We start from the raw sequence: 21,533 nt of genomic DNA on the forward strand, positions 1-21,533 counted from the left end.
GGTTATACATCATGCAGGAACAGGATATGGGCAAGCGCGCCATGGTCTCAGCATGGATCAGCCTGATTAGCAACATCCTATTAACCGGCATTAAAATTATTACAGGACTTATGTTCAACAGCAAGGTGCTGGTGGCCGATGGTGTGCATAATGCCGGGGACGTGATTGCCTCTGCAACGGCACTGGGAGCGATGCGCATATCCAGCCAGCCGCCGGATGAGGATCATCCTTATGGTCACGGCAAAGCAGAAGTGATCGGTGCAAGCGTGGTGGCGGTCATATTGTTTGGAGCGGGCATATTTATCGGCTATCATTCGATTGCAGCACTGTTCGAACCGATGCCACAGGAGCATATACTGGCATTGGTGGCCGCCATTATTTCCTTGCTCTGGAAACAGTGGTTGTATATCTACACGATTCGTATCGGGAGAGCGGCCAATAGTCAGGGTCTTATCGCAACGGCAAAAGATCATCTCGCTGATGTGTACGCCTCTGGGGCTGCTGTACTGGGTATCGGTTTGGGGCTGATTGGGGAGCACTGGAGCATTTCAATCTTATCTTACGGCGACCCTATTGCGGGATTCGTAGTGGCATTGCTAGTTCTGAAATTGGCGTGGGAAATGGGCCGTGAATCCATAGATGTGCTTATGGAAAAAGCGATTGCCACGGAGGAAATTGAAAGCTACGCCGCAGCCGCACTGAGTGTAGCCGAGGTTCAACGTATTGACCGTATCCGTGCCCGTGAGCACGGCCATTATATTATCGTGGATATCCGCGCTTCAGTGGATGCCTCTTTGACGATTCAGCAGGGACACGATATTATCCGACTGATTAAGGGGGCTGTCATGAAGCAGGAACCGCGGGTTTATGAGGTGCTTGTCCATTTGAATCCATGGTATCCAGACGACCACTAGAACAGACGACGCGAATTGACAGATAACTTGCAGGGAGGGTATGCTTTTAAAAGCCGAACGATGATGAATAAAAGCGAGGTTACCCGAAAATATGCGAAAATTTTTAAAATGGTTAGGCATTTCTGTGACTGCGGCTGTTCTTTTAGTGGGCGGATATTATACGTATTCTATATATCATTTTACGAATCAAATTTCGGTTGCTTCGGGACAGGATTCGAAATTCAAACCGCAGGCACAAACTCAAACCAATGTACAACCAGTAGAGGTATCGCTCCCACCAGAATGGGATGGGACAGAAAGAGTGAATATTCTGCTGCTAGGCGGCGACTCCCGTGGAGAGGATTCAGGGCGTTCTGACTCCGTTATGGTTGCTTCTATTGATCCGGTTACGAAAAAGGCTACACTTATGTCGATTCTTCGTGATACGTACGTCAATATCCCAGGTCATGGGCAAAGTCGATTGAATGCTGCTTTTTCCTACGGTGGACCGGATTTAACCAGACAGACCGTGAGCGACCTGTTGGGGATACCGATTCAATATTATGTATATACTGATTTTAATGGCTTTATTGCGTTGGTTGATTCTGTGGGTGGTATTGACCTGGATGTCGAAAAAGATATGCACTATACCTCCAAGGCAGATAAACACCAGTTTGATATTGATTTGAAAAAGGGAATGCAGCACATGGACGGTAAAACAGCCTTGCAATATGTACGCTTCCGTCATGATGCGACTTCCGATTTTACGCGTACGGAGCGGCAACGCAAATTCATTACCGAGCTTGGCGGTAAAATTCAGTCAACCTCATCTCTAATCAAACTGCCAAGTATTTTAAATAGCATTTCTCCTTATATTGAAACGAATCTCAATACTACGGAAATGCTGCAATTGGCTTCATTGGGCTTTAATATCGATGCAACAACAGTAGCGAAGCAGCAAATCCCACCAAATGAATTGGTACGCGGGGAAACCATTAAGGGTGCGCAGGTGTTGGGTGTGGACGAAAGAAAGCTCAAGCGCTTCATACAGAATCTTTTTGAACAGGAGAACAAACCTGTGACCACGACGGTGGATGCTGCAACCACGATAAATGATACTCCATAACCCTCGAAAGCAAGCGAAGTTCGTACGATGACGTACAACTTTGTTTGCTTTTGTGTGTATTTGGGTATAACCTTGTATATTTTGTTCCAAAAATATATCGTATCTATGAAGAACGTATACTCAATTGTGTAAAGAGAAGGGGAATGTGGTGTGGAAATAACTCCGGCATGGAAAGACCGATTCAAGAAGTTTTTTCTGAACAACAAGTTTGTGTTATTCCTGCTGGTACTGCTGCTGATCGGCTTGAATATCTTGGTGCTTACCAAAATTTCATACATATTCACACCTGTCATGGTGCTGCTGAAAACGATAATTCTCCCTGTCATTTTATCCGGCGTGTTGTACTATCTGTTCAATCCGTTGGTTGATGTACTGGAGCGTAATAAGGTGAAACGAATATACTCCATTATTGTACTGTTTTTGCTCATTATAGGGGTTATTGCGATTGTGGTTACATCGGTGGTACCTGTAATCCGTGATCAAATACAGGGGCTCATCCAAAATTTCCCTGCCTATAGCGAGCAAGTACAACGACAATTCGAGAAACTGATCGGCAGCGATTTTGTAAACCAGTTCCAGAACACCATTCAAATTAATCCATCTGAGCTGGCCTCCAAAGCTTCTGAAAAGTTATCTAGCTTTATTAATAATGCATGGACGGGCGTGGGCAGCTTCTTGGGCGTGGTTACAGAAACGGTACTTGCGATTGCCACGGTTCCATTTATTCTGTTCTACTTGCTAAAAGATGGACACAAGCTGCCACAGTTTATCCTGAAAATGCTCCCGCCTATGTTTCGTAAAGAAACAGATCGCATTATGACTGAAATGAACCATCAGGTCAGTTCCTATATTCGTGGGCAGATTATTGTCAGCTTCTGTATTGGGGCGCTGTTGTATATTGGTTATCTAATCATTGGATTAGACTACTCTCTGACGCTTGCAGTCATTGCATCCTTTACGAGCGTTGTCCCCTACTTAGGTCCCGTTATTGCCATTACACCTGCGTTAATTGTAGCCTTGGTCACCTCACCGATTATGCTGCTCAAGATGGTTATCGTATGGACAGTCGTACAGCTCATTGAGGGTAAATTTATTTCTCCACAAATTATGGGCAAATCTCTTCGAGTACATCCGATCACGATTATCTTCGTTATTCTGACGGCAGGCAATTTGTTTGGTGTGGTGGGAATTGTACTGGCGGTTCCGGGATATGCTGTCTTGAAAGTAATCGTTACACATCTGTACAGTTTCTTTAAAAAGCGTTCGCATCTCTATGAGGCGGATAAAGAGAACGCAAGTCTTTACGAGAAATAAAATTTTCCACTATAAAATTGATATGGCCCCCTCTTGGGTAACTGTGGCTACGCGTGCTATAATTAATGCCTATCCTTATTCCAAAATAGAAAGGTCAGACTTTTATGATAAAACTCAGCATTCTTGACCAATCTCCGGTATCGGAAGGCATGACGCATGCGCAGGCATTACAAAAGACCGCTGAGCTTGCTATAGAGGCGGAACGCTTGGGTTATCATCGCTTTTGGGTATCAGAGCATCATTCTGCCGCAAATCTTGCAGGGTCCAGTCCGGAGGTACTGATTTCACATCTGGCCGCCCGGACTTCAACCATTCGAGTGGGGTCGGGTGGTGTGATGCTGCCTCATTACAGCGCTTATAAAGTAGCGGAAAACTTTCGTGTGCTGGAGGGGTTGTATCCGGGACGCATTGATCTGGGTCTGGGACGAGCGCCTGGAGGAATGCCCATTGCTACCAGAGCACTGCAAGAAGGCAAAATGCGAGGTGGCGTAGATCTATACCCTGAGCAGTTGGATGACCTGTTAGCTTATTTACATGACAGCACAGGCAATGATCACCGTTTCGGTTCGCTACAGGCGATGCCGCTCATAGAAACTGTACCGGAAATGTGGTTGCTCGGCTCCAGCGGTGATAGCGCAGGTCTGGCAGCCGAGCGTGGCGTGGGCTTTGCGTTTGCGCAGTTCATTAACGGTGAAGGCGGCACAGGGGCTATGAAGGAATACCAGGAAAGCTTCCAGCCTTCCCAGCATAGTGACCAACCGCGTTCGCTTGTTGCCGTATTTGCGATCTGTGCGGACACCGAAGAGGAGGCGAATCGGTTGGCTTCCAGTATGGACTTGTCTCTTGTACTATTAGAGCAGGGAATGCGCTCCGCTGGAACACCTTCCGTCGAAAAGGCACTGGCGTATCCGTATACGCCGTTTGACCGGATGCGTATTCGTGAGAATCGCAAACGTATGGTGGTCGGTTCGCCCGAACAGGTGAAGCGTCAGATTGAGCAATTAAGTAAGGACTATAATGCACAGGAGATCATGGTTGCGAGCATTATTCACGACTTTGATGCCAAAATGAAATCTATACGTCTCATGGCTGAAGCATTTGGACTGTCTTCTGTATAGTCATAATGCGATTCGCCGGATTTAAAAGATCACAGCTTCGAGGAGCTGTGATCTTTTTTTGAATTTTTTGAGGGAATATTGGATGATATGCACTGTATGATATAGGAAATAAACCAGTTAACACTTGATAATGATTATCAATATCTTTATTATATAAAGATAGAATGAAGTTTTGATGAAAGTCGTGCGTTAAGCCCGTGACTATATATATTGGATAAGGGAAAGGGATGATTCCAAATGTTTCGTCTGAAAACGGCAAATCTGGATATTGCTTATGAAGATCGATTGATTGTAGAAGATCTGAACGTAGAAATACCGCAAGGGAAAATCACAGCCTTGGTGGGCGCAAATGGTTCTGGCAAGTCCACCATTCTGAAGACGATGGCTCGCATCATGAATCCTAAGGGCGGCAGTGTTCTGCTTGACGGTAAATCCATTCATAAGCAATCCACCCGGGAAGTAGCTAAACAGCTGGCTATTTTGCCACAAAATCCGACTGCACCGGAAGGATTAACCGTGACGGAACTGGTATCTTACGGACGTTTTCCCTATCAAAAAGGCTTTGGCTCCATGAAAGCGGAAGATCGCAAAATGGTAGAGTGGGCCATTCAAGTAACGGGAATGAGCGAGTTCCACGATCGTCCGATTGATCAGCTTTCTGGCGGTCAGCGTCAGCGTGCTTGGATTGCTATGGCGCTTGCGCAGGATACGGATATTTTGTTTCTGGATGAGCCGACGACATTTTTAGATATGGCGCATCAACTGGAAGTGCTGCATTTGCTAGAGTATCTGAATACTTCGGCGGAGCGCACCATTGTTATGGTCGTACATGATTTGAACCATGCGGCCCGGTATGCTCAGCATATGATTGCGATCAAAAAAGGGAAGGCCGAGGCGGTAGGAACTCCAACTGAGGTTATGTCTCCTGATGTGCTGCGCGAGGTGTTCGGGATTGAGGCGGATATTGTAACAGATCCTCGTACGGGTGTACCGCTCTGTCTTCCATATGCTTTGGCTGGACAGCCAGCGGTAAGCCAAGCAGTAAAGGAAATGAATGTGGAAGAGAAGCAACCCGTGGGTTCTGTTGCCGAGCGACGTGATGCCAGACCACAAGTAGCGGCAAGAGGTTAAAGGGGACATACCATGAGACCACTGGATTACAATCAGCTTGAGCAATTAGCGAAAATAGTGAGAGTCACGCCGGAGGATGCAGTATATTCCGGCCCAGTGGCGGAATGGCTTGAACCAGAGAAGCTCCGCTCTGTAATGGAGTACTATAGCGATCTTCTGCGTGCTGAAGACGATTTGACCGCAGCTGTTTATTTTGTGAACCAGTTGCGTGGCCTCGTGTTTGCGCAGCATTTTATGGTGTCTCTGTGTGAACGCCGTCTGGACCTGTCCGTTTCCAATCTCAGATTTCATATTTGTTATGAAGGTCAATATCCCTCTATTAGCCTCCAGGTCATCGACCTAACAGAGCTGGACAATACGCGGAACAATGGGGATGACCATTCTTCCGGACAGGCTCAGCAAGCGTTACGTGACTTTTACAGTTTGCAGATGCGGCCCATATTGGAGGCAATAGCTGCAGTGGGGAGCGCATCTATTGGGCAAATGTGGGGACAGTTTCCGTTGACATTGCTGTATTTTAAGGATAGAGTACAGCCATCGTTGACTGATCCTCAGGATGTGGAGCGCTTTGAACAAGATTATATGTATGTGACACGTGAGCTGGAGGGAGAGGTATTCGGGCGTAAAAGAAATCCGTTTACGGTTCGTCTCATTGAATTGGACAATCCTTACCGCCCCGGTGAAAATACCTACATGAAACCGTCCTGTTGCCAATATTACAAGACAGGTGGAGGCCAGCGGTATTGTTATGCTTGCCCAAAAATGTCCGCTTCCGAACGCGAAGAACGCAGACTCGAAGTGATGGCATCACGGTAAAATCACTGTGGATGTTGGCATGTCCGTCACGTTTTGGTTAAAATAGGTTATGTAACCTAAACCAAGCGACACGAAGGAGGATGCTGTATGTCTGTCTATTCACATAATGCCGTAACACCAGCGAATCAGGAGGTTTCTCTGGATACTTACACCGGTAAGGTGCTGGTTATTGCGAATACCGCCAGTAAATGTGGACTTACCCCGCAATATGGGGATTTGCAAAAGCTTTATGACGAATATAAGGATCGGGGATTAGTTGTATTAGGATTTCCTTGCAACCAATTTGGCGGTCAGGAGCCGGGCAGCAGCGAGGAAGCGGCTGAATTTTGCCAATTGAATTATGGGGTTAGTTTCCCGATATTCGCCAAAGTGGACGTCAACGGACCTGATACAGCGCCTCTGTTTGAATATTTAAAAAAGCAACAGCCTGGAGAACAGGAAGATGGGACAATTCAGTGGAATTTCACGAAATTCATTGTGAATCGTGAAGGTGTACCTGTGGGTCGTTTTGAACCGAAGGAGTCACCAGAAGCGATGAAAGCAGCTATTGAGCAATTGCTATAGTAGCTTCGCTTTAATTCCAACGTATATGTTTAAAAAGGGTCTGATTTCCGGAATGTCTCCGGGAAACGGACCTTTTTTGTTCTCTACATATGCATTTGTCTAAGGTGTATTGCATCATGTGAAGGTCGATTCCAAGGGCATAATCAGGGGGCTTACAGGGAAAACTGGATGGAGCAAAGAAACATTTCAGCAAACGACTGAACTCGTATATCCTTTCTTTTTTAAATGTGGACAAATTGTGAATATCTTAAAAAGCTATTGTAATGTGAAAAATATCACACTATAATAAGCGCATGAAGTGAAATAAATCACAAACGCTAACGAGCTGTTTACGTGAAACTATTCACAATTATTATACATTTTATGCCCACACACCAAGGAGGAATTTAACATGAAAGTAGCAGTTATCGGATGTACACACGCAGGCACGGCAGCTATCGTCAACACAGCTAAATGTTATCCAGATGCCGAAATTACCGTTTATGAGCGTAATGATAATATTTCATTCTTATCTTGTGGTATTGCGCTGTACGTAGGTGGTGTCGTCAAAGATCCGCACGGACTGTTTTATTCGTCTCCAGATCAACTGGCTGACTTGGGTGTAGAGACCAAGATGCTTCATGAGGTAACGAGTGTGGATACGGCAGGCAAGACGCTGCATGCACGTAATCTCCAAACAGGTGAAGAATTTACAGACACATTTGATAAATTAATTGTGACCACAGGATCATGGCCTATTATTCCGAAGCTGGAAGGCATTGAACTTGATCATATTTTGCTCTGTAAAAACTATAATCATTCGAATGATATCATTGAGAAAGCCCAGCATGTACAGAACATTACAGTCGTCGGAGCTGGATACATTGGTGTTGAACTGGTAGAAGCTTTCCAAATGAACGGTAAAAATGTAACACTGATCGACAGTGCTGATCGTATATTGAATAAGTATTTGGACCATGAGTATACAGACCGGATTGAAAGTTCCCTGAAGGAACATGGCATTAAGCTGGTACTTGGCGAGACGGTGAGTCGTTTTGAGGGTACGAACGGTAAGGTAAGTAAAGTCGTGACCTCTAAAAGAGAATATGAAACAGAGCTTGTTATTCTCTGCATCGGTTTCCGACCTCAAACGGATCTGCTCAAAGGTCAGGTAGATATGTTGCCTAACGGTGCGATCATTGTGGATAACTATATGCAAAGTAGCTGCCCGGACGTGTTTGCAGCAGGTGACAGCTGTGCAATCCGCTATAATCCGACAGGCAAAACGGCTTATATCCCTTTGGCAACCAACGCAGTTCGTATGGGTACGCTGGTAGCACGTAATCTGGTACAACCAACCATTGCCTACATGGGAACCCAAGGAACTTCGGGTATCAAAATTTACGAAGACAATATTGCAGGAACAGGCATGACGGAAGCGGCGGCAACGGACGAAGGCATGACTGTAGAAGCTGTAACCATTGAAGACAGCTACCGGCCTGAATTTATGCCAACCTCCGAAAAGGTATTACTGAAAGTGGTATATGAGCAGGAGACACGGAGAATTTTGGGGGCACAAATTATGTCGAAGGTGGATTTGACGCAATCCATTAACACGCTATCCGTAGCCATTCAAAATCATATGACCATTGACCAGTTGGCCTTTGTCGATTTCTTCTTCCAGCCACATTATAACAAGCCTTGGAATTTCCTGAACGCAGCAGGTTTACAAGCATTGCCTACAATATCCGAACGGAACCCAGTTACTGTATAATTCGGTTTGTCTGTGACATTGTTCATAAGTTTGTCAACAATCTGAGACGTATGGACGAATCCTTATAGTACAATATAGAGTAGCATAAGGATTAGGGGGTAAGTAGCTTATGGATTTGTTTTATATCCTTTTTCTTGTAGTCGTAGCGCTGGTAGGCCTCGGTGGAGTTATTTGGTTCTTGAGAGCAGTTGAAAAGGAAGAATACAACTAAATGCAAAGCGCGTAGTAGCGCAGTAGATGTAATAATACAGAAAAGACAGTCCTTTTTCCAAGGGCTGTTTTTTTAATGCTTGATAAAGTGATTTTTTTCACAAACATAATCACTGATTTTAAATAAAATATGAAAGAAGAACATTTTAGTGAAAAGATATTAAAGGAGCGGGGACATATGGCGAGCTATAAACCGGGGCAAATTGCCGAAAAGACGGTGGAAACAGGAGTGGCCAAGGCGAACAACCCGTGGACTGTGGCGGTGGTACTGGGATTTTTGGCAGGTGCATTTATTGCACTCGGGTTTTTGCTGGATATACGTGTTATTGCAAGTGCGCCTAAAGAATGGGGAAGCATTGCCACCTTTATTGGAGCTGCGGTGTTCCCTGTAGGTCTGGTATTAGTTTTGATCGCCGGCGGAGAATTGCTGACCGGCAATATGATGGCGGTTCCTTTGGCGAGATGGGCAGGACGGATTAAGACAGGGGCCATGCTTCGTAATTTGGCGATTATTACGCTCAGTAATTTTGCGGGTGCGTTATTCGTTGCTTTTTTCTTTGGCCATGTGCTGGGTTTGACAGAAACGGGTCCTTACCTGGACAAAGTGGTGGATATGGCAGGACATAAGCTACATGAAAGCTTTTTGCAGTCTTTTATATCGGGTATAGGATGTAACTGGCTCGTAGCACTGGCTGTATGGCTGGCTTATAGCACAGACTCAATTGGCGGCAAAATTATGGGGATTTGGTTCCCGACCATGGCCTTTGTCGCTATTGGATTTCAGCACGTTGTTGCCAATATGTTTCTCATTCCGGCGGCTATTTTTGCAGGCCACTTTTCATGGGCAGATTATGTTATGAACTTCATTCCGGTCTGGCTGGGGAATTTGGTAGGAGGTAGCCTGTTTGTGGCTGGAGCCTACTGGTTGGCCTATTTAAAAAAGCCTCAAGCCAACGCACATCCAGTGAATGAATCTCCAACCACTTCTTCGGTTGCACATCAAATCCGTTGAGTGATCCTGCTTAATTACGGCACTTTAAACAGCAATGAACAAAGCAAATCCGCCATGACAGGCCCGGGGGAACGAAACCTGTCATGGCGGATTTTTTTGGGAGTGGTCCATGATTTGGCATGGAGGATGAGTGTGCTCTCGTCCCATAATGCCTTGATCTCTTTTACCCTCGGTAAGATATGATGAAACAGGATGTCGAAAAAAATTATGATTCTTAAAAAAATCCGTTTTGCTCTATGCAGCAGACGGATTTTTTTAATATTTTGGAGAGCGGCTGTGTGGGAAAATCCTTCTCTTGCCATAGGCCAAAGCTGTGGATATGATAAGATCAGTGTAATTTTTGGAAACGGTAACGGAAAGGAGCATCAACACTATGGATCATCGCAATAGCGCGCCTCCTGAGGCCACGCTTCAACAAGACTTACAGAGGGGACAGCGGATGACGGAGCAGCAGGACGGTATTTTTCCGGCTGTATGCCCGTTAGATTGCCCGGATACGTGTGGGCTCCTGCTTCACAAGGAAAATGGAAAGATAGTCAAGGTCACTGGGAACCCGGATCATCCTATTACCAAAGGCGCTATTTGTAACAAAGTTCGCAATATGACGGAGCGGGTATATGATCCTGATCGGGTGCTCTATCCGTTGAAACGTATAGGCCCCAAAGGAGAAGGGAAGTTTGAACGAATTAGCTGGGAGGAAGCGGTCGATACCATTACAGGTCGATTCAAGGAGCTGATACGTACGGACGGATCGGAATCTATTCTCCCCTACAGCTTTTATGGCAATATGGGCGTATTGAGTGTGGATGGAATGGATCGCCGATTTTTTAATGCGCTGGGTTCAAGCCAACTGGATCAGACGATTTGCAGCGTGGCTGGGAATGAAGGCTGGGCATCCGTTATGGGCTTTAAGGGCGGCACCAGCCCGGAGGACACGGAGGATGCAGACCTCATTATTGTGTGGGGTGGAAATGTCATTAGCACCAACATGCATCAGGTCGTTTTGGCTGAGAAGGCACGTAAAAAGGGTGCTAAGGTGGTCGTTATTGACGTTCATCGCAACCGGACGGCGCAATGGGCGGATTGGTTCATTCCGTTATATCCGGGGACGGATACGGCGCTCGCGCTGGGTGTTATGAATGTGCTGTTCGCTCAGGGACTGACGGACGACGAATTTTTACATCGCTACACGGTAGGCCATGAGGAACTGCGCGAGCATGTTAAGACATATACACCAGAGCGAGTTTCGCGGATTACCGGCGTGCCGGAAGCAGATATTATCCGTTTAGCGGAAATGTACGGAACTGCGCGAGCAGCGTATATCAATATAGGTAATGGGCTTCAGCATCATGATAATGGCGGTATGAACGTACGTGCGGTTACATGCTTGCCTGCGCTCACTGGACAATGGCTAAAGCACGGCGGGGGAGCGTCACGCTCTAATGGCGCTTATGGCAAATTTAACGGCGCCAATCTGGCGCGTCCTGATCTGCGACAGAACCCGGATGCCCGGGTGATCAACATGAACCGGATCGGAGAAGCGCTGCTACAGAAGGAACAGCCGATTAAGGCGTTATTTGTATACTGCAGTAACCCGGTAGTTGTAGCTCCCGATTCGGAACGGGTGACTGAAGGATTTGAACGAGAGGATTTGTTCACAGTCGTACATGACCTGTTTCTTACGGATACGGCCCGTTATGCCGATATTGTGCTGCCTGCAGCGTCTTCCTTTGAGGGTACAGACCTATATAAATCCTACTGGCATCACTATGTCCAGATGCAGGAACCCGTCATTGCTCCACTGGGGGAAAGCAAAAGCAATTATGAGCTGTTTAGCCTGCTCGGACGGGCTATGGGCTTTGACGAAGCTGCCTTTACGGAAAGTGAAGCGGACATGATCGCAGGCGCGCTGGATAATCCAACGAACCCTTATCTCAACGGTGTAACCTTGGAAGCCTTAAAGAAGTCACCTTTTGTAAAGCTCGATATGTCGCCAAAGGCTACTTATTTGGATCGTCTAACCACGCCTTCAGGCAAGATTGAGCTATATTCGGAAAAAATGAAACAAGCAGGTCTGCCCGCGATGCCTTCATATGTGCCGCTCATTGAAGGGTATGATGGAGAGCATCGACCGCAAGCGGACGAGCGGTTTCCATTAATGTTTATTTCACCGCCAAACCATAATTTTCTGAATTCTACTTTCGCTAACTTACCCAAGCATCAGCGGCTGGAGCGGGAGCCATTGCTACAAATTCACCCGGAGGATGCTCAGACAAGAGGCATCGCGGATGGGGAACCGGTTACCGTATGGAATGATCGGGGGACGTATGAGCTGAAAGCCAAAGTCACCGATCTGATGCTGCCCGGTACAGTGATTAGCCAGGGATTATGGTGGGAAGGCAAAGGACGCAGACAGCGTGCCAATGTGTTAACCTCTGATCGGCTGTCGGATATGGGACAGGGGGCTACTTTCTTCTCAACGGTGGTGAATGTGAAGCACCAATGAGATAATGCCATTTATGGCGTCAGATGCAAAAGGAGAAACAAAAGATATGAAATGGTTGGAGTCTTATCCGAAAGAAGTGAAAGTGTTTCTCATTGCTAGCCTGATTAATTCCGCTGGAAGTTCATTGATGTGGCCGTTGGTTAGCATGTATGTGTTTGACGAACTGAACCGTAGTATGGGAGATGCAGGGATTGCGATTTTAGTGCAGTCTCTGGGCGGAATTTTTGGTCAAGTGCTGGGCGGAGCCCTCTATCATCGTATTGGAGCCAAAAAATTGATTGTTGGCTCACTGGCGATGAACGCGCTGGGACTTCTCACGCTTCCATTTACCAGTGGTCATTGGGTAGCGTTTGTCATCATGATGGGCTTTATCGGCTTTTTTAATGTCGTATCTGTGCCTGCGATTCAGGCCTTTGTAGGTTTTCGTTTCGCTGACCGTCGTGGAGAGCTGTTTAATATTATTTATGTCGCTAACAATATTGGGGTTGCAGTGGGTACGGGATTGAGCGGCGTTCTGGCTGACCTTTCCTATCAGCTCAGCTTTGTGATGAACGGGGTGACTTCTGCGGTATTTGCCGGGTTCTTCTGGTCTTATCTAAGCAGGGTAGATCGAGAAGAGGGAGAAGTACAGCTCAGCAAGTCCGTGAAGAAAAGAGAGGAAATACCAGCTCGTTTGCTGTTTCGTGATACCAGATTGTATCTCTTTGTGGGGGTAGGCTCGCTTTTTTTATGGTTCGGCAATTCGATCTGGAATACAGGAGTGTCTCCCCATATTATTGAGCAGGGCTTGCCTAAAACGATGTATGGGTTACTATGGACGCTGAATGGTATCCTTATTTTTGCCGCACAACCTATTATTTTTTGGATAAAACGACTGTACGCTCATCACGCTTCAGCGCAAATGACATGGGCCGGAGGATTTTATTTGGCGGCTTATATTGTCATGCTGGGCACACAGAACTATACTGGAATGATATTCGCTATGGTTCTGGCGACCCTGGGAGAAATGCTGATTGCACCTGCGGTTCCAGCATTCCTGTCTGATCATGGAGGTCGGGGTGCACCCTTTTACATTGGGCTTGTGGGGGGTATTGGCGCAGCCGGACGGGTAATGGGGCCTTATATTATGGGGAAGTTGTATGATGGCGGTGGGTTACCGCCTACACTTTGGCTGGCATCAGGCGTAGCGGTGTTGTCGATCCTGTTTTTCGTCCTGCATAGCTGGTTGAACCGTTTCCGGCATCATTCGGATACTTTGGATACTACGACATCCAAGGTAGATGCTCCCAGTTCTTAAGTCCTAATAAAAGTGCAGTAATATGCTGTAATTATGGTACAATAAGTGACGAATGGTTGTAGTTATTGCTTCAGGAAAGCCTTCACAGGAAGGATTGAAAGGAATTGTTTACAAGTCAACCTTTGACAATACGTCATTCGGAGATGAAGGATGCTCCTGATCTGATTGCGCTGGATGAATTGGTATGGAATGAACGCACGGCTCCCGCTTCGCTGTCTTGGAAGTCGCGCGGAGAGTTTCTGCGCAATACGCCTCCAGGCTCTCAACTGGTCGCCATCGAACAGGAAGTACTCTGCGGGTATATTGGATTTCGTTCTCCAACGCTGTTGGCTAGTAATTGTCATGTACTCGAAATAAATATAGCTGTACATCCAGCTTATCATCGCAAAGGTATTGGGACGGCGCTCATGAACTCCATGAAGGACATTGCAGCTGCCGAGGGCATACGCAAGTTGAGTTTGCGTGTACTCTCTTGCAACACGGAAGCCCTTATGTTTTATGAAAAAAGCGGTTTTGCGATTGAAGGACGTTTGCATGAGGAGTTTTACATAGCAGGCCAATTCGTGGATGATGTGTTAATGGCCTATTTCTTAAAATAGGCGGGAGGCTACAGACAGCAATTCGGTTGTATGCCCGGTCTAAAACAACAACGCCGCAGACCTGATCAGGTCTGCGGCGTTGTTGTACATCAATATTACCGAAGTTGCTTCCATTCATTTTGGAGCATACCATACACTGCGTGGTTCATGTAGCCGTCGGGCAGCAATTCCGCTTCGCGTACAATGCCTTCGAGCACAAAGCCCAAACGTTCTGGAATACCGCGGCTGCGGCGGTTCGTAGTTGCGCAACGGATTTCGACCCGATGCAAGTCCAGCTCCACCAAAGCATATTCAACGAATACGCGGCAGGCGCTGGTCATAAGACCTTGTCCTTCGTACCCGTGTCCAAGCCAGTATCCGATGCTAACGGAGCGGTGAGTCCAATTGATCTCATGGTAGCTAATGATGCCAGCAAGCTCGTTGTCTATCCAAATTCCGGCGGTCAGACTACCGTTCTCTGCGGCTTGTTTCAAGGCGCCCTGCACGAACTGCTCTGTGTGGCTGATTTCCGTGGTAGAGTCTACCCATGGAAGCCATTGACGCAGGCGGTCACGAGACATTTCGATCAGCTCAAACAGAGGCTGCACATGCTCCTTGGTGAGCGGCCGAAGGACTGTGCGTTCGTCCAACGCATATGTAAACATGATTGATCCCCTCTTTCACTCGGAAAATCGCTAAACCAGCCAGTCTAGCATTTAATCCCATGCTACCTTATTCTGCGAGAGTCGTCAAAAGGGAGAGGAAGCTTCAAATTCTATAGGTCCCACCCGGAACCGTTCATGCTCGTATACATATTTCAGATCCAAATCCCCTACAAATTCGGTTGGGGATACACTGCCAGATACAGTGGCTTGCAGAGGAAGTTGTTCGGCATCATACATGACGAAAGAGCTAAAATCGAGATGTTTTGTAAATTGGGCAGGATCATCGTAAAATACGGATGCTTTAGGGTCTATCGTGTGTGTAACACCGTCAATCGTGATAGCAATATGGACCTGGCGGTTGTGATCACGTAGCTCCACTGAGCTGTGTACGCGCTGGGATACAGCATCTGCTGCCGATTCGACTACATATTCTTCCATCGTGCGTGCGTTAACAATATGCAACTCCTGCAATTCGACACCCGTTCCCGAGGCACGCGTGAGGATCACGACAGCTTCACGGACACCATCCCCGTTCACATCCCTGTAATATAATTGTAGTGCGGTGGAAATATCTGCCGAGCCCGACCATCGGAATGTGCGGCGTTGCTGGCCGATTTCCAGTACAGCTGAATGGAATAATCCCTGTGACGGATTAACAGCATATAAGCGGACAGATGATTCTTCTGGAGCGCTGGCTAGCGGACGAGATTGTACGGTTTCGTTCACCGGGTCCGGTGAGGGATGGCCGGAAGTCATGACGGAAGAGGACAAAAGCATAGACAGCAGGATCACAATGAGCAGCTTAAACACGGGTGGGTCTCCTTTTCCGGGCAAAATAAAAGATATATACACTATAACGAATTTATTTGCCGAAAATGTTAACTCTTTTTCATAACTTGTCACTTTTTTTGCTGAAGCGTGCATAAGGATTTTCATTTTATTGAGTTATGCGGTGTGAAAGGGTATATTTAAGGGAACAGGTTTTACACAGATTATACGGAAGAAAGGTTGATTAGCGTGGAGAAGCCGATCACTCCCCCCAATTTTATTAAAAATGTTATTGAAGAGGATCTACGTACGGGTAAGGTAAAGGAGGTTGTTACACGTTTTCCGCCTGAACCTAACGGATATTTGCATATTGGACATGCCAAAGCTATCTGGATCAATTTCTCGCTGGGAGATGAATTCGGAGGACGCACAAATCTGCGTTTTGACGACACCAATCCGGCGAAGGAAGACACGGAATACGTGAACTCCATCCAGGAGGACGTGAAGTGGCTCGGTTATGAATGGGAGGAAAAACATTTTGCCTCCAATTATTTCGAAGAAATGTACAAGCGTGCCATCCTGCTGATCCAAAAAGGTAAAGCCTACGTGGATGATCAAAGCGCGGACCAAATCCGTGAAACTCGTGGCACACTGACCGAACCGGGGCAAAATAGCCCTTATCGGGATCGCAGTGTTGAAGACAATCTGAAGCTGTTTGAAGAGATGCGTGCAGGCAAATACCAAAATGGTGAAAAGGTGCTGCGTGCCAAAATTGATATGGCTTCAGGAAACATTAATTTACGTGATCCGGTTATTTACCGCATTTCACACACAGCACATCACAATACAGGCGACACATGGTGCATCTATCCAATGTACTCCTATGCTCATCCGCTGGAAGATGCGATTGAGGGAGTAACGCACTCGCTCTGTTCGCTGGAGTTCGAAGATCAGCGCCCGCTGTACGATTGGGTTGTAGCTGAATGCGAGATGGAAAAGGTACCGCACCAATACGAATTTGGACGGCTGAACCTGGCTCAAACCGTAACCAGCAAACGTAAGCTCAAGCTTCTGGTCGATGAAAAGCACGTAGATGGTTGGGATGATCCGCGTATGCCGACGATTTCCGGTTTACGTCGTCGCGGCTACACGCCGGAGGCCATCCGCAGCTTCGTATATGAGACAGGCATTTCCAAAGCCTACGGAGTCATCGATTTGCAGGTACTGGAGCATTTTGTACGTGAGGATTTGAAGCTTAAGGCACCTCGTACCATGGCAGTCATAGATCCGTTGAAGGTGGTTATCACAAACTATCCTGAAGGACAAGTTGAAATGCTGGAGGCGGAAAATAATACTGAAAATCCGGAACTCGGTACACGTCAAATTCCGTTTTCTCGTGAAATTTATATTGAGCGTGAGGACTTCATGGAAAATCCACCGAGCAAATACTTCCGTTTGTTCCCTGGTAATGAAGTACGTCTCAAACATGCTTACTTCATTAAATGCAACGATGTGATTAAAGATGCGGACGGAAATGTAACGGAGATTCACTGTACCTATGATGTAGAAACCAAGAGCGGATCAGGCTTTACTGGACGTAAAGTGAAAGGCACGATCCATTGGGTAGAGGCTACTCAGGCTGTACCTGCCGAATTCCGTTTGTATGAGCCTTTGATTAACGCAGAGGACACGGAAGAGATTGAAGAGGATGCATCGGAAAAAACATTCCTTGACCAATTGAATCCGAACTCTTTGGAAATTGCTCATGGCTATGTCGAGCCGAACATGAAAGAAGCTCAATCGCAGGACAAGTTCCAATTTTTCCGTCATGGTTATTTCAGTGTCGATCCGAAGCTTTCCAAGCCGGGTGAGCCTGTATTTAACCGTGTTGTATCGTTGAAAAGCTCTTTCCAATTGCCTAAGCAATAGGTTATTGGAAAGTGTGGGAGAGATGGTAGCTTCGTGCGACCAAGTTGAAAAGGAGTCTGCCGTCGGCAGACTCCTTTATTTTACGCATGCACACTCTTTATACATGATCATTGACTTGACGATACTCTATTGTCTTTGCTAACAAGCCAGAAGGGAAGAGGGGATAGCTCATTCCTCTAGTGTTGTTAGGGGCTTCTTCTATTCGTTTGTGCCTGCTGGCAGTCCTGGCTGATAACCGTTCTTGTACAGCATATACCACATGATAGCGAATCCCACAGAGCCAAGTAGGGCGAAAAAGACCCCTGCATGATACATCATTTCTCCGCCAAAGTTCTGGAATAGCCAACCTCCCGCAAAACCTGCTACGATACCGGATATACCACTCCAGGTCAAGGTATATACGGCCTGTCCGGATGATCGGTATGCTGCAGGGGTAAATAGGACGGTCAACTGGGTGCCTACATAGAAGTATCCACCGAAGGTGACGCAATGAAGTGCCTGAATGAACACGATCTGAATCGGGTCTGTGGCCAGAGCCATCAGTTCCCACCGTAAGGCAAACAGCAAACTGACGAGTGCCAAACAACCGACCATCACGGTCATTCTTTTCTTCAGGAAGCGATCAAATAGCAAAAAGACAATAATTTCGAATACCGATGACATAAAAACAGCAAAACCAAGCATCTGCTTGGACCCACCCAGTTCGGTGATATACAGGGACATAAAGGCGCTGTTGATCGAATTCGGGATGGATACAAGGATGCCCAATAAAATAAAGGATATAAAGTATCCGTTCATTAAAACGCTGCCAAAGCCACGCAAATGAATGGTTGCTGTCTCCACAGTGCTTTTCAGTGGTGGAATCGACAAGGTGCAGACCAATGCACCCAGAAGAAGTACCGTAAAGATAGTGGATATGCTGGATATCCCCGTTTGGTCAATAACTATGCCGGCAACTGCCGCTGTCACAGCCCAACCGAAGGAGCCCCATATACGGAATGAACCAAATTTCCGGTCTGTGCCCTCAATATAGCTGAGAATTAGGCTGTTGCTTTGCGCAAATAAAGGGCTTTGGAAAAAATAAAAACCAATCATCGCCACATAAATCATGATATACGTATGGACATGAAATAAAGCCTGTAGCAATAACAAGGTACCTATAATCATAAATAGCAGAATACGTCGGAGGTTACGGCTCCGGTCGCTTGTATAGCCCCAAAAAGGGTTCGCGAATACGGATACAAAAGGTCCGATAGCCATCAGACTCCCGATCTCCAGCTTGTCCATGCCGATATCTTGCAGATACAACGGGAAGAAGCTGGAGAAAATGACCATAGCTCCATATAGAAAAAAATTATACAGTTTTAAGGAATATAGAGGAGTCTCTTGAATTTCTCTCTTTTGCAAGACAAGCCATTCCTTTCTTAGCCCGATAGAGAATTGCGCATCGATGCCGATCTGTGGGAGGTTCTTTATTCCAATGTATCATGTGTTGAAAGGGTTAACAAACCAATAAATTAACAATTATGTAATAACTATTAGAAGATACTAATTTGATATTGGTTTATGAAAAACTTAATGATTATTTCGCTATTTTACTAGTTATTGTTTTTGTTGCTCCAAGGGGCGACATGTAGACGAACTACAGCATTTGAAACTATATATGGTTAGTCCAAGTAAATGCTTGGTTAGTTACAAAATCTTTATTTATAAATAGGTTCTTAAGACCTAAAGTTTATACATAGAATAGCCGATACTTAATCCATAATCAGGAGAATTTAGGATTATTTTTTCTTGAATAAAAATACATTGTCGCAGATATTACATAAAATCAGAATACTATGCTTCATAAGAAATGATATAGGTTTAATCGACTGGCCTGTATACTTGGTTTTATGAAATATCGGGTGGAAAGGGATGGAAAATGGCATTACAGCATCATAGAGACAATTCCTTGTACCACCGATTTCCTCGGCTTCTTTTGCTTCAGGCAGGAGAAGGAGGTGAGTTGGTGACTTCTGAAACCAACGAGCCCAATGTAATACTGACTCGTGAGGGACAATCATATTATTTGCATGATCCTGAGCAGCCTGAGCGGGAAGCACAATTATTTGTTTTGGGTTTTAACGAGGTTAAACCTCAAGCGCACGTGATCTTTTTTGGTGTAGGACTTGGGTATCATATTCGTGAATTTCTACGTAAGTACCCGAATACCAGCTTCTCCATCGTCGAGCCAGACACTGGTTTGATGAATATTTTTTTGCAGCATCTGAATGAAAACGATTGGCTGGCTGATGAGATGATCGAAGAGGTTATGGTAGGAGGAATGACAGGAGAGACAATCGGTACACTGCATAGGTTGATCGACCGTGTATCTGGGGTCCTAGTTGTTCCATGGCTCCCGTATCGCTCCTTATTTGCTGTGGAACTGAAGAAGTTTAATGAAATATTGTACAAAATGGTCTCTAACAAGAAGGACAAAATGGCTATCAATAACGTGTACGAAAAAAAATGGGCGTTAAACAGTATTCATAATTTCCCTTATATTTTACATAGTTCGGATTTTCTGCAGGTGGGCTCAGAGCATATTAGGGGTAAGCCAGCCTTAGTAATATCTGCTGGCCCTTCGCTTAACGACGAAATTGAGCACCTGCGACATATTCGTGAGAATAATCTTGCTTATCTGTTTACAGTAGGATCGGCAGTGAACACGCTGGTGGAGCATGGCATTTATCCGCACGGCACGTTCAGTTATGACCCGAACGAACACAACGTAAATGTAATTCAAAAGGTGATCGACAAGCGAATTGACTCAATTCCACTTATTTTCGGTAGTACGGTCGGTAAACACACACTCGATCATTATCCAGGTCGTCTTATGCATATCATCATTTCTCAGGATGAACTCTCCAAACACGTATTGCGTACACCGGAGGGAAATAAACCAACGATTATTAACGATGCTCCTTCAGTAGCGGTCATTGCACTCCAATGTCTGATCCAGATGAAAGCAGACCCTGTTGTGTTGGTAGGGCAAAATTTAGCTTATCGAGATGAACAATATTATGCTGAGGGGATCACCAATTCTCAAGGAATTCCGGTTAGTGTTAATTCACCGCGTGTTGATGGTGTTCATGGCCAACTGGTTGTCACAAATCATTCTTTTATTAAAATGAAAACGGAAATGGAATTTTACATCAATATAGCGAGAGAGACGGAATTTATTAATACAACATGTGAGGGTGCTGTTATTAAGGGAACATCTTTTCAAAACTTGGAAGAGATAATCCAGACGCGGTTAAAAAGTCCGATTGACGATTTATGGCTGCAAACCAACAGTAATTCGGAATACGATCTCTTGTTTCTGAGGTCACGCATTGAAGAGCTTCAGCGAGATGAAGAGGTTTTTCAAGCGATTATGAAGCAGATTCATCATGCTTTGCTCGGCATCAAACATAAGCTCAGTCTGAAGCAGGCCAATATGCTGAACGTGTCCTTTGGACAGTTTGACGACTTGTTTGCCTCATTATTAGGTAATCGTTTTTTTGAAATATATGTTCTGCCTCGCCATCGTATGCGGTATGAGTTTTTGTACAGTAAAATGGGCGCCATTCAGAACAGTAGAAATCCTCTGATCAGAGGGGAGCAAATTCTGCTGTACTTCGGGGATTTCATATGGAAATGCCAGCAGGATTATATGGAAATCAAGAACGAGATCCATAAATTTCACCGCTTTATTCATACTTATGCAGATGAAAGTGTTCATAAGCATATCCGTCAATGCAATGGCATGAAAAACTAGATGTATAGTTCGTTTTATGTATGGTCCTTATGGATAAACTTGCAAACACCC

Annotated in this window: 16 protein-coding genes and 1 pseudogene; 14 read left to right on the forward strand and 3 right to left on the reverse strand. The window is 45.8% G+C overall.

What is annotated here, in order from left to right; translation table 11 throughout:
• Positions 1 to 11: 11 nt before the first annotated feature.
• From GRP75_RS04265 to GRP75_RS04320, 12 genes are all read left to right on the forward strand, one after another.
• Positions 12 to 914: a cation diffusion facilitator family transporter gene (locus tag GRP75_RS04265; protein WP_023990753.1), complete on the forward strand. Its 903-nt coding sequence runs from the start codon at positions 12 to 14 to the stop codon at positions 912 to 914.
• Positions 915 to 1,005: 91 nt separating this feature from the next.
• The gene (locus tag GRP75_RS04270; RefSeq protein WP_160788682.1) at positions 1,006 to 2,019 is read left to right on the forward strand and encodes an LCP family protein; all 1,014 of its coding nucleotides are present in this window, start codon (positions 1,006 to 1,008) and stop codon (positions 2,017 to 2,019) included.
• Positions 2,020 to 2,169: 150 nt separating this feature from the next.
• A complete protein-coding gene (locus GRP75_RS04275) occupies positions 2,170 to 3,333 on the forward strand; it encodes an AI-2E family transporter (RefSeq protein WP_023990752.1) in 1,164 nt (387 codons plus the stop codon).
• A 104-nt stretch (positions 3,334 to 3,437) separates the two neighbouring features.
• Complete coding sequence (locus GRP75_RS04280) at positions 3,438 to 4,451, forward strand: LLM class flavin-dependent oxidoreductase (protein WP_028540726.1); 1,014 nt, start codon at positions 3,438 to 3,440, stop codon at positions 4,449 to 4,451.
• A gap of 237 nt (positions 4,452 to 4,688) precedes the next feature.
• Positions 4,689 to 5,582, forward strand: coding sequence for an ABC transporter ATP-binding protein (locus GRP75_RS04285; RefSeq protein ID WP_023990751.1), 894 nt, complete (start codon positions 4,689 to 4,691; stop codon positions 5,580 to 5,582).
• 12 nt (positions 5,583 to 5,594) lie between these two features.
• Entirely contained in the window at positions 5,595 to 6,398 is an 804-nt protein-coding gene (locus GRP75_RS04290; RefSeq protein WP_028540725.1) for a hypothetical protein, read from the forward strand.
• An 87-nt stretch (positions 6,399 to 6,485) separates the two neighbouring features.
• Positions 6,486 to 6,962 (forward strand): glutathione peroxidase, encoded by a 477-nt coding sequence (locus tag GRP75_RS04295; RefSeq protein ID WP_023990749.1) that lies wholly within the window; start codon positions 6,486 to 6,488, stop codon positions 6,960 to 6,962.
• 391 nt (positions 6,963 to 7,353) lie between these two features.
• Complete coding sequence (locus tag GRP75_RS04300) at positions 7,354 to 8,715, forward strand: FAD-dependent oxidoreductase (protein ID WP_160788683.1); 1,362 nt, start codon at positions 7,354 to 7,356, stop codon at positions 8,713 to 8,715.
• 388 nt (positions 8,716 to 9,103) lie between these two features.
• On the forward strand, positions 9,104 to 9,937 hold the full coding sequence (locus tag GRP75_RS04305; RefSeq protein WP_023990747.1) for a formate/nitrite transporter family protein: 834 nt from the start codon (positions 9,104 to 9,106) through the stop codon (positions 9,935 to 9,937).
• A gap of 373 nt (positions 9,938 to 10,310) precedes the next feature.
• Positions 10,311 to 12,443, forward strand: a complete 2,133-nt coding sequence (locus GRP75_RS04310) for a molybdopterin-containing oxidoreductase family protein (protein ID WP_160788684.1) — start codon at positions 10,311 to 10,313, stop codon at positions 12,441 to 12,443.
• A gap of 46 nt (positions 12,444 to 12,489) precedes the next feature.
• Positions 12,490 to 13,740, forward strand: a complete 1,251-nt coding sequence (locus GRP75_RS04315; protein ID WP_023990745.1) for an MFS transporter — start codon at positions 12,490 to 12,492, stop codon at positions 13,738 to 13,740.
• A gap of 104 nt (positions 13,741 to 13,844) precedes the next feature.
• A complete protein-coding gene (locus tag GRP75_RS04320) occupies positions 13,845 to 14,339 on the forward strand; it encodes a GNAT family N-acetyltransferase (protein ID WP_023990744.1) in 495 nt (164 codons plus the stop codon).
• Between the two features lie 95 nt (positions 14,340 to 14,434).
• On the opposite strand, the gene GRP75_RS04325 is transcribed toward GRP75_RS04320, so the two are convergent.
• Both GRP75_RS04325 and GRP75_RS04330 read right to left on the reverse strand, forming a co-directional pair.
• Positions 14,435 to 14,983: a GNAT family N-acetyltransferase gene (locus tag GRP75_RS04325; protein WP_160788685.1), complete on the reverse strand. Its 549-nt coding sequence runs from the start codon at positions 14,981 to 14,983 to the stop codon at positions 14,435 to 14,437.
• A gap of 84 nt (positions 14,984 to 15,067) precedes the next feature.
• On the reverse strand, positions 15,068 to 15,793 hold the full coding sequence (locus GRP75_RS04330; RefSeq protein ID WP_160788686.1) for a copper amine oxidase: 726 nt from the start codon (positions 15,791 to 15,793) through the stop codon (positions 15,068 to 15,070).
• 207 nt (positions 15,794 to 16,000) lie between these two features.
• On the opposite strand from GRP75_RS04330, the gene GRP75_RS04335 reads away from it, so the two are divergent.
• Entirely contained in the window at positions 16,001 to 17,680 is a 1,680-nt protein-coding gene (locus tag GRP75_RS04335; protein WP_028540719.1) for a glutamine--tRNA ligase/YqeY domain fusion protein, read from the forward strand.
• A gap of 187 nt (positions 17,681 to 17,867) precedes the next feature.
• Here the strand turns inward: GRP75_RS04335 and GRP75_RS04340 are convergent.
• Positions 17,868 to 19,087: pseudogene (locus GRP75_RS04340) on the reverse strand (MFS transporter); the annotation flags it as partial.
• Positions 19,088 to 19,691: 604 nt separating this feature from the next.
• Here GRP75_RS04340 and GRP75_RS04345 point away from each other — a divergent pair.
• Positions 19,692 to 21,482: a motility associated factor glycosyltransferase family protein gene (locus GRP75_RS04345; protein WP_337194207.1), complete on the forward strand. Its 1,791-nt coding sequence runs from the start codon at positions 19,692 to 19,694 to the stop codon at positions 21,480 to 21,482.
• The last annotated feature ends 51 nt before the right edge of the window (positions 21,483 to 21,533 follow it).

The sequence above is a fragment of the Paenibacillus sp. OT2-17 genome (assembly GCF_009827695.1).
Taxonomy (GTDB): Bacteria; Bacillota; Bacilli; order Paenibacillales; family Paenibacillaceae; genus Paenibacillus; species Paenibacillus polymyxa_B.

Bases quoted from the DNA above. Each gene is read 5' to 3' on its own strand.
- GRP75_RS04315 (WP_023990745.1), top strand. From the start codon at position 12,490: ATGAAATGGTTGGAGTCTTATCCGAAAGAAGTGAAAGTGTTTCTCATT.
- GRP75_RS04290 (WP_028540725.1), top strand. From the start codon at position 5,595: ATGAGACCACTGGATTACAATCAGCTTGAGCAATTAGCGAAAATAGTG.
- GRP75_RS04325 (WP_160788685.1), bottom strand. From the start codon at position 14,983: ATGTTTACATATGCGTTGGACGAACGCACAGTCCTTCGGCCGCTCACC.
- GRP75_RS04310 (WP_160788684.1), top strand. From the start codon at position 10,311: ATGGATCATCGCAATAGCGCGCCTCCTGAGGCCACGCTTCAACAAGAC.
- GRP75_RS04285 (WP_023990751.1), top strand. From the start codon at position 4,689: ATGTTTCGTCTGAAAACGGCAAATCTGGATATTGCTTATGAAGATCGA.
- GRP75_RS04300 (WP_160788683.1), top strand. From the start codon at position 7,354: ATGAAAGTAGCAGTTATCGGATGTACACACGCAGGCACGGCAGCTATC.
- GRP75_RS04305 (WP_023990747.1), top strand. From the start codon at position 9,104: ATGGCGAGCTATAAACCGGGGCAAATTGCCGAAAAGACGGTGGAAACA.
- GRP75_RS04265 (WP_023990753.1), top strand. From the start codon at position 12: ATGCAGGAACAGGATATGGGCAAGCGCGCCATGGTCTCAGCATGGATC.
- GRP75_RS04280 (WP_028540726.1), top strand. From the start codon at position 3,438: ATGATAAAACTCAGCATTCTTGACCAATCTCCGGTATCGGAAGGCATG.
- GRP75_RS04295 (WP_023990749.1), top strand. From the start codon at position 6,486: ATGTCTGTCTATTCACATAATGCCGTAACACCAGCGAATCAGGAGGTT.
- GRP75_RS04270 (WP_160788682.1), top strand. From the start codon at position 1,006: ATGCGAAAATTTTTAAAATGGTTAGGCATTTCTGTGACTGCGGCTGTT.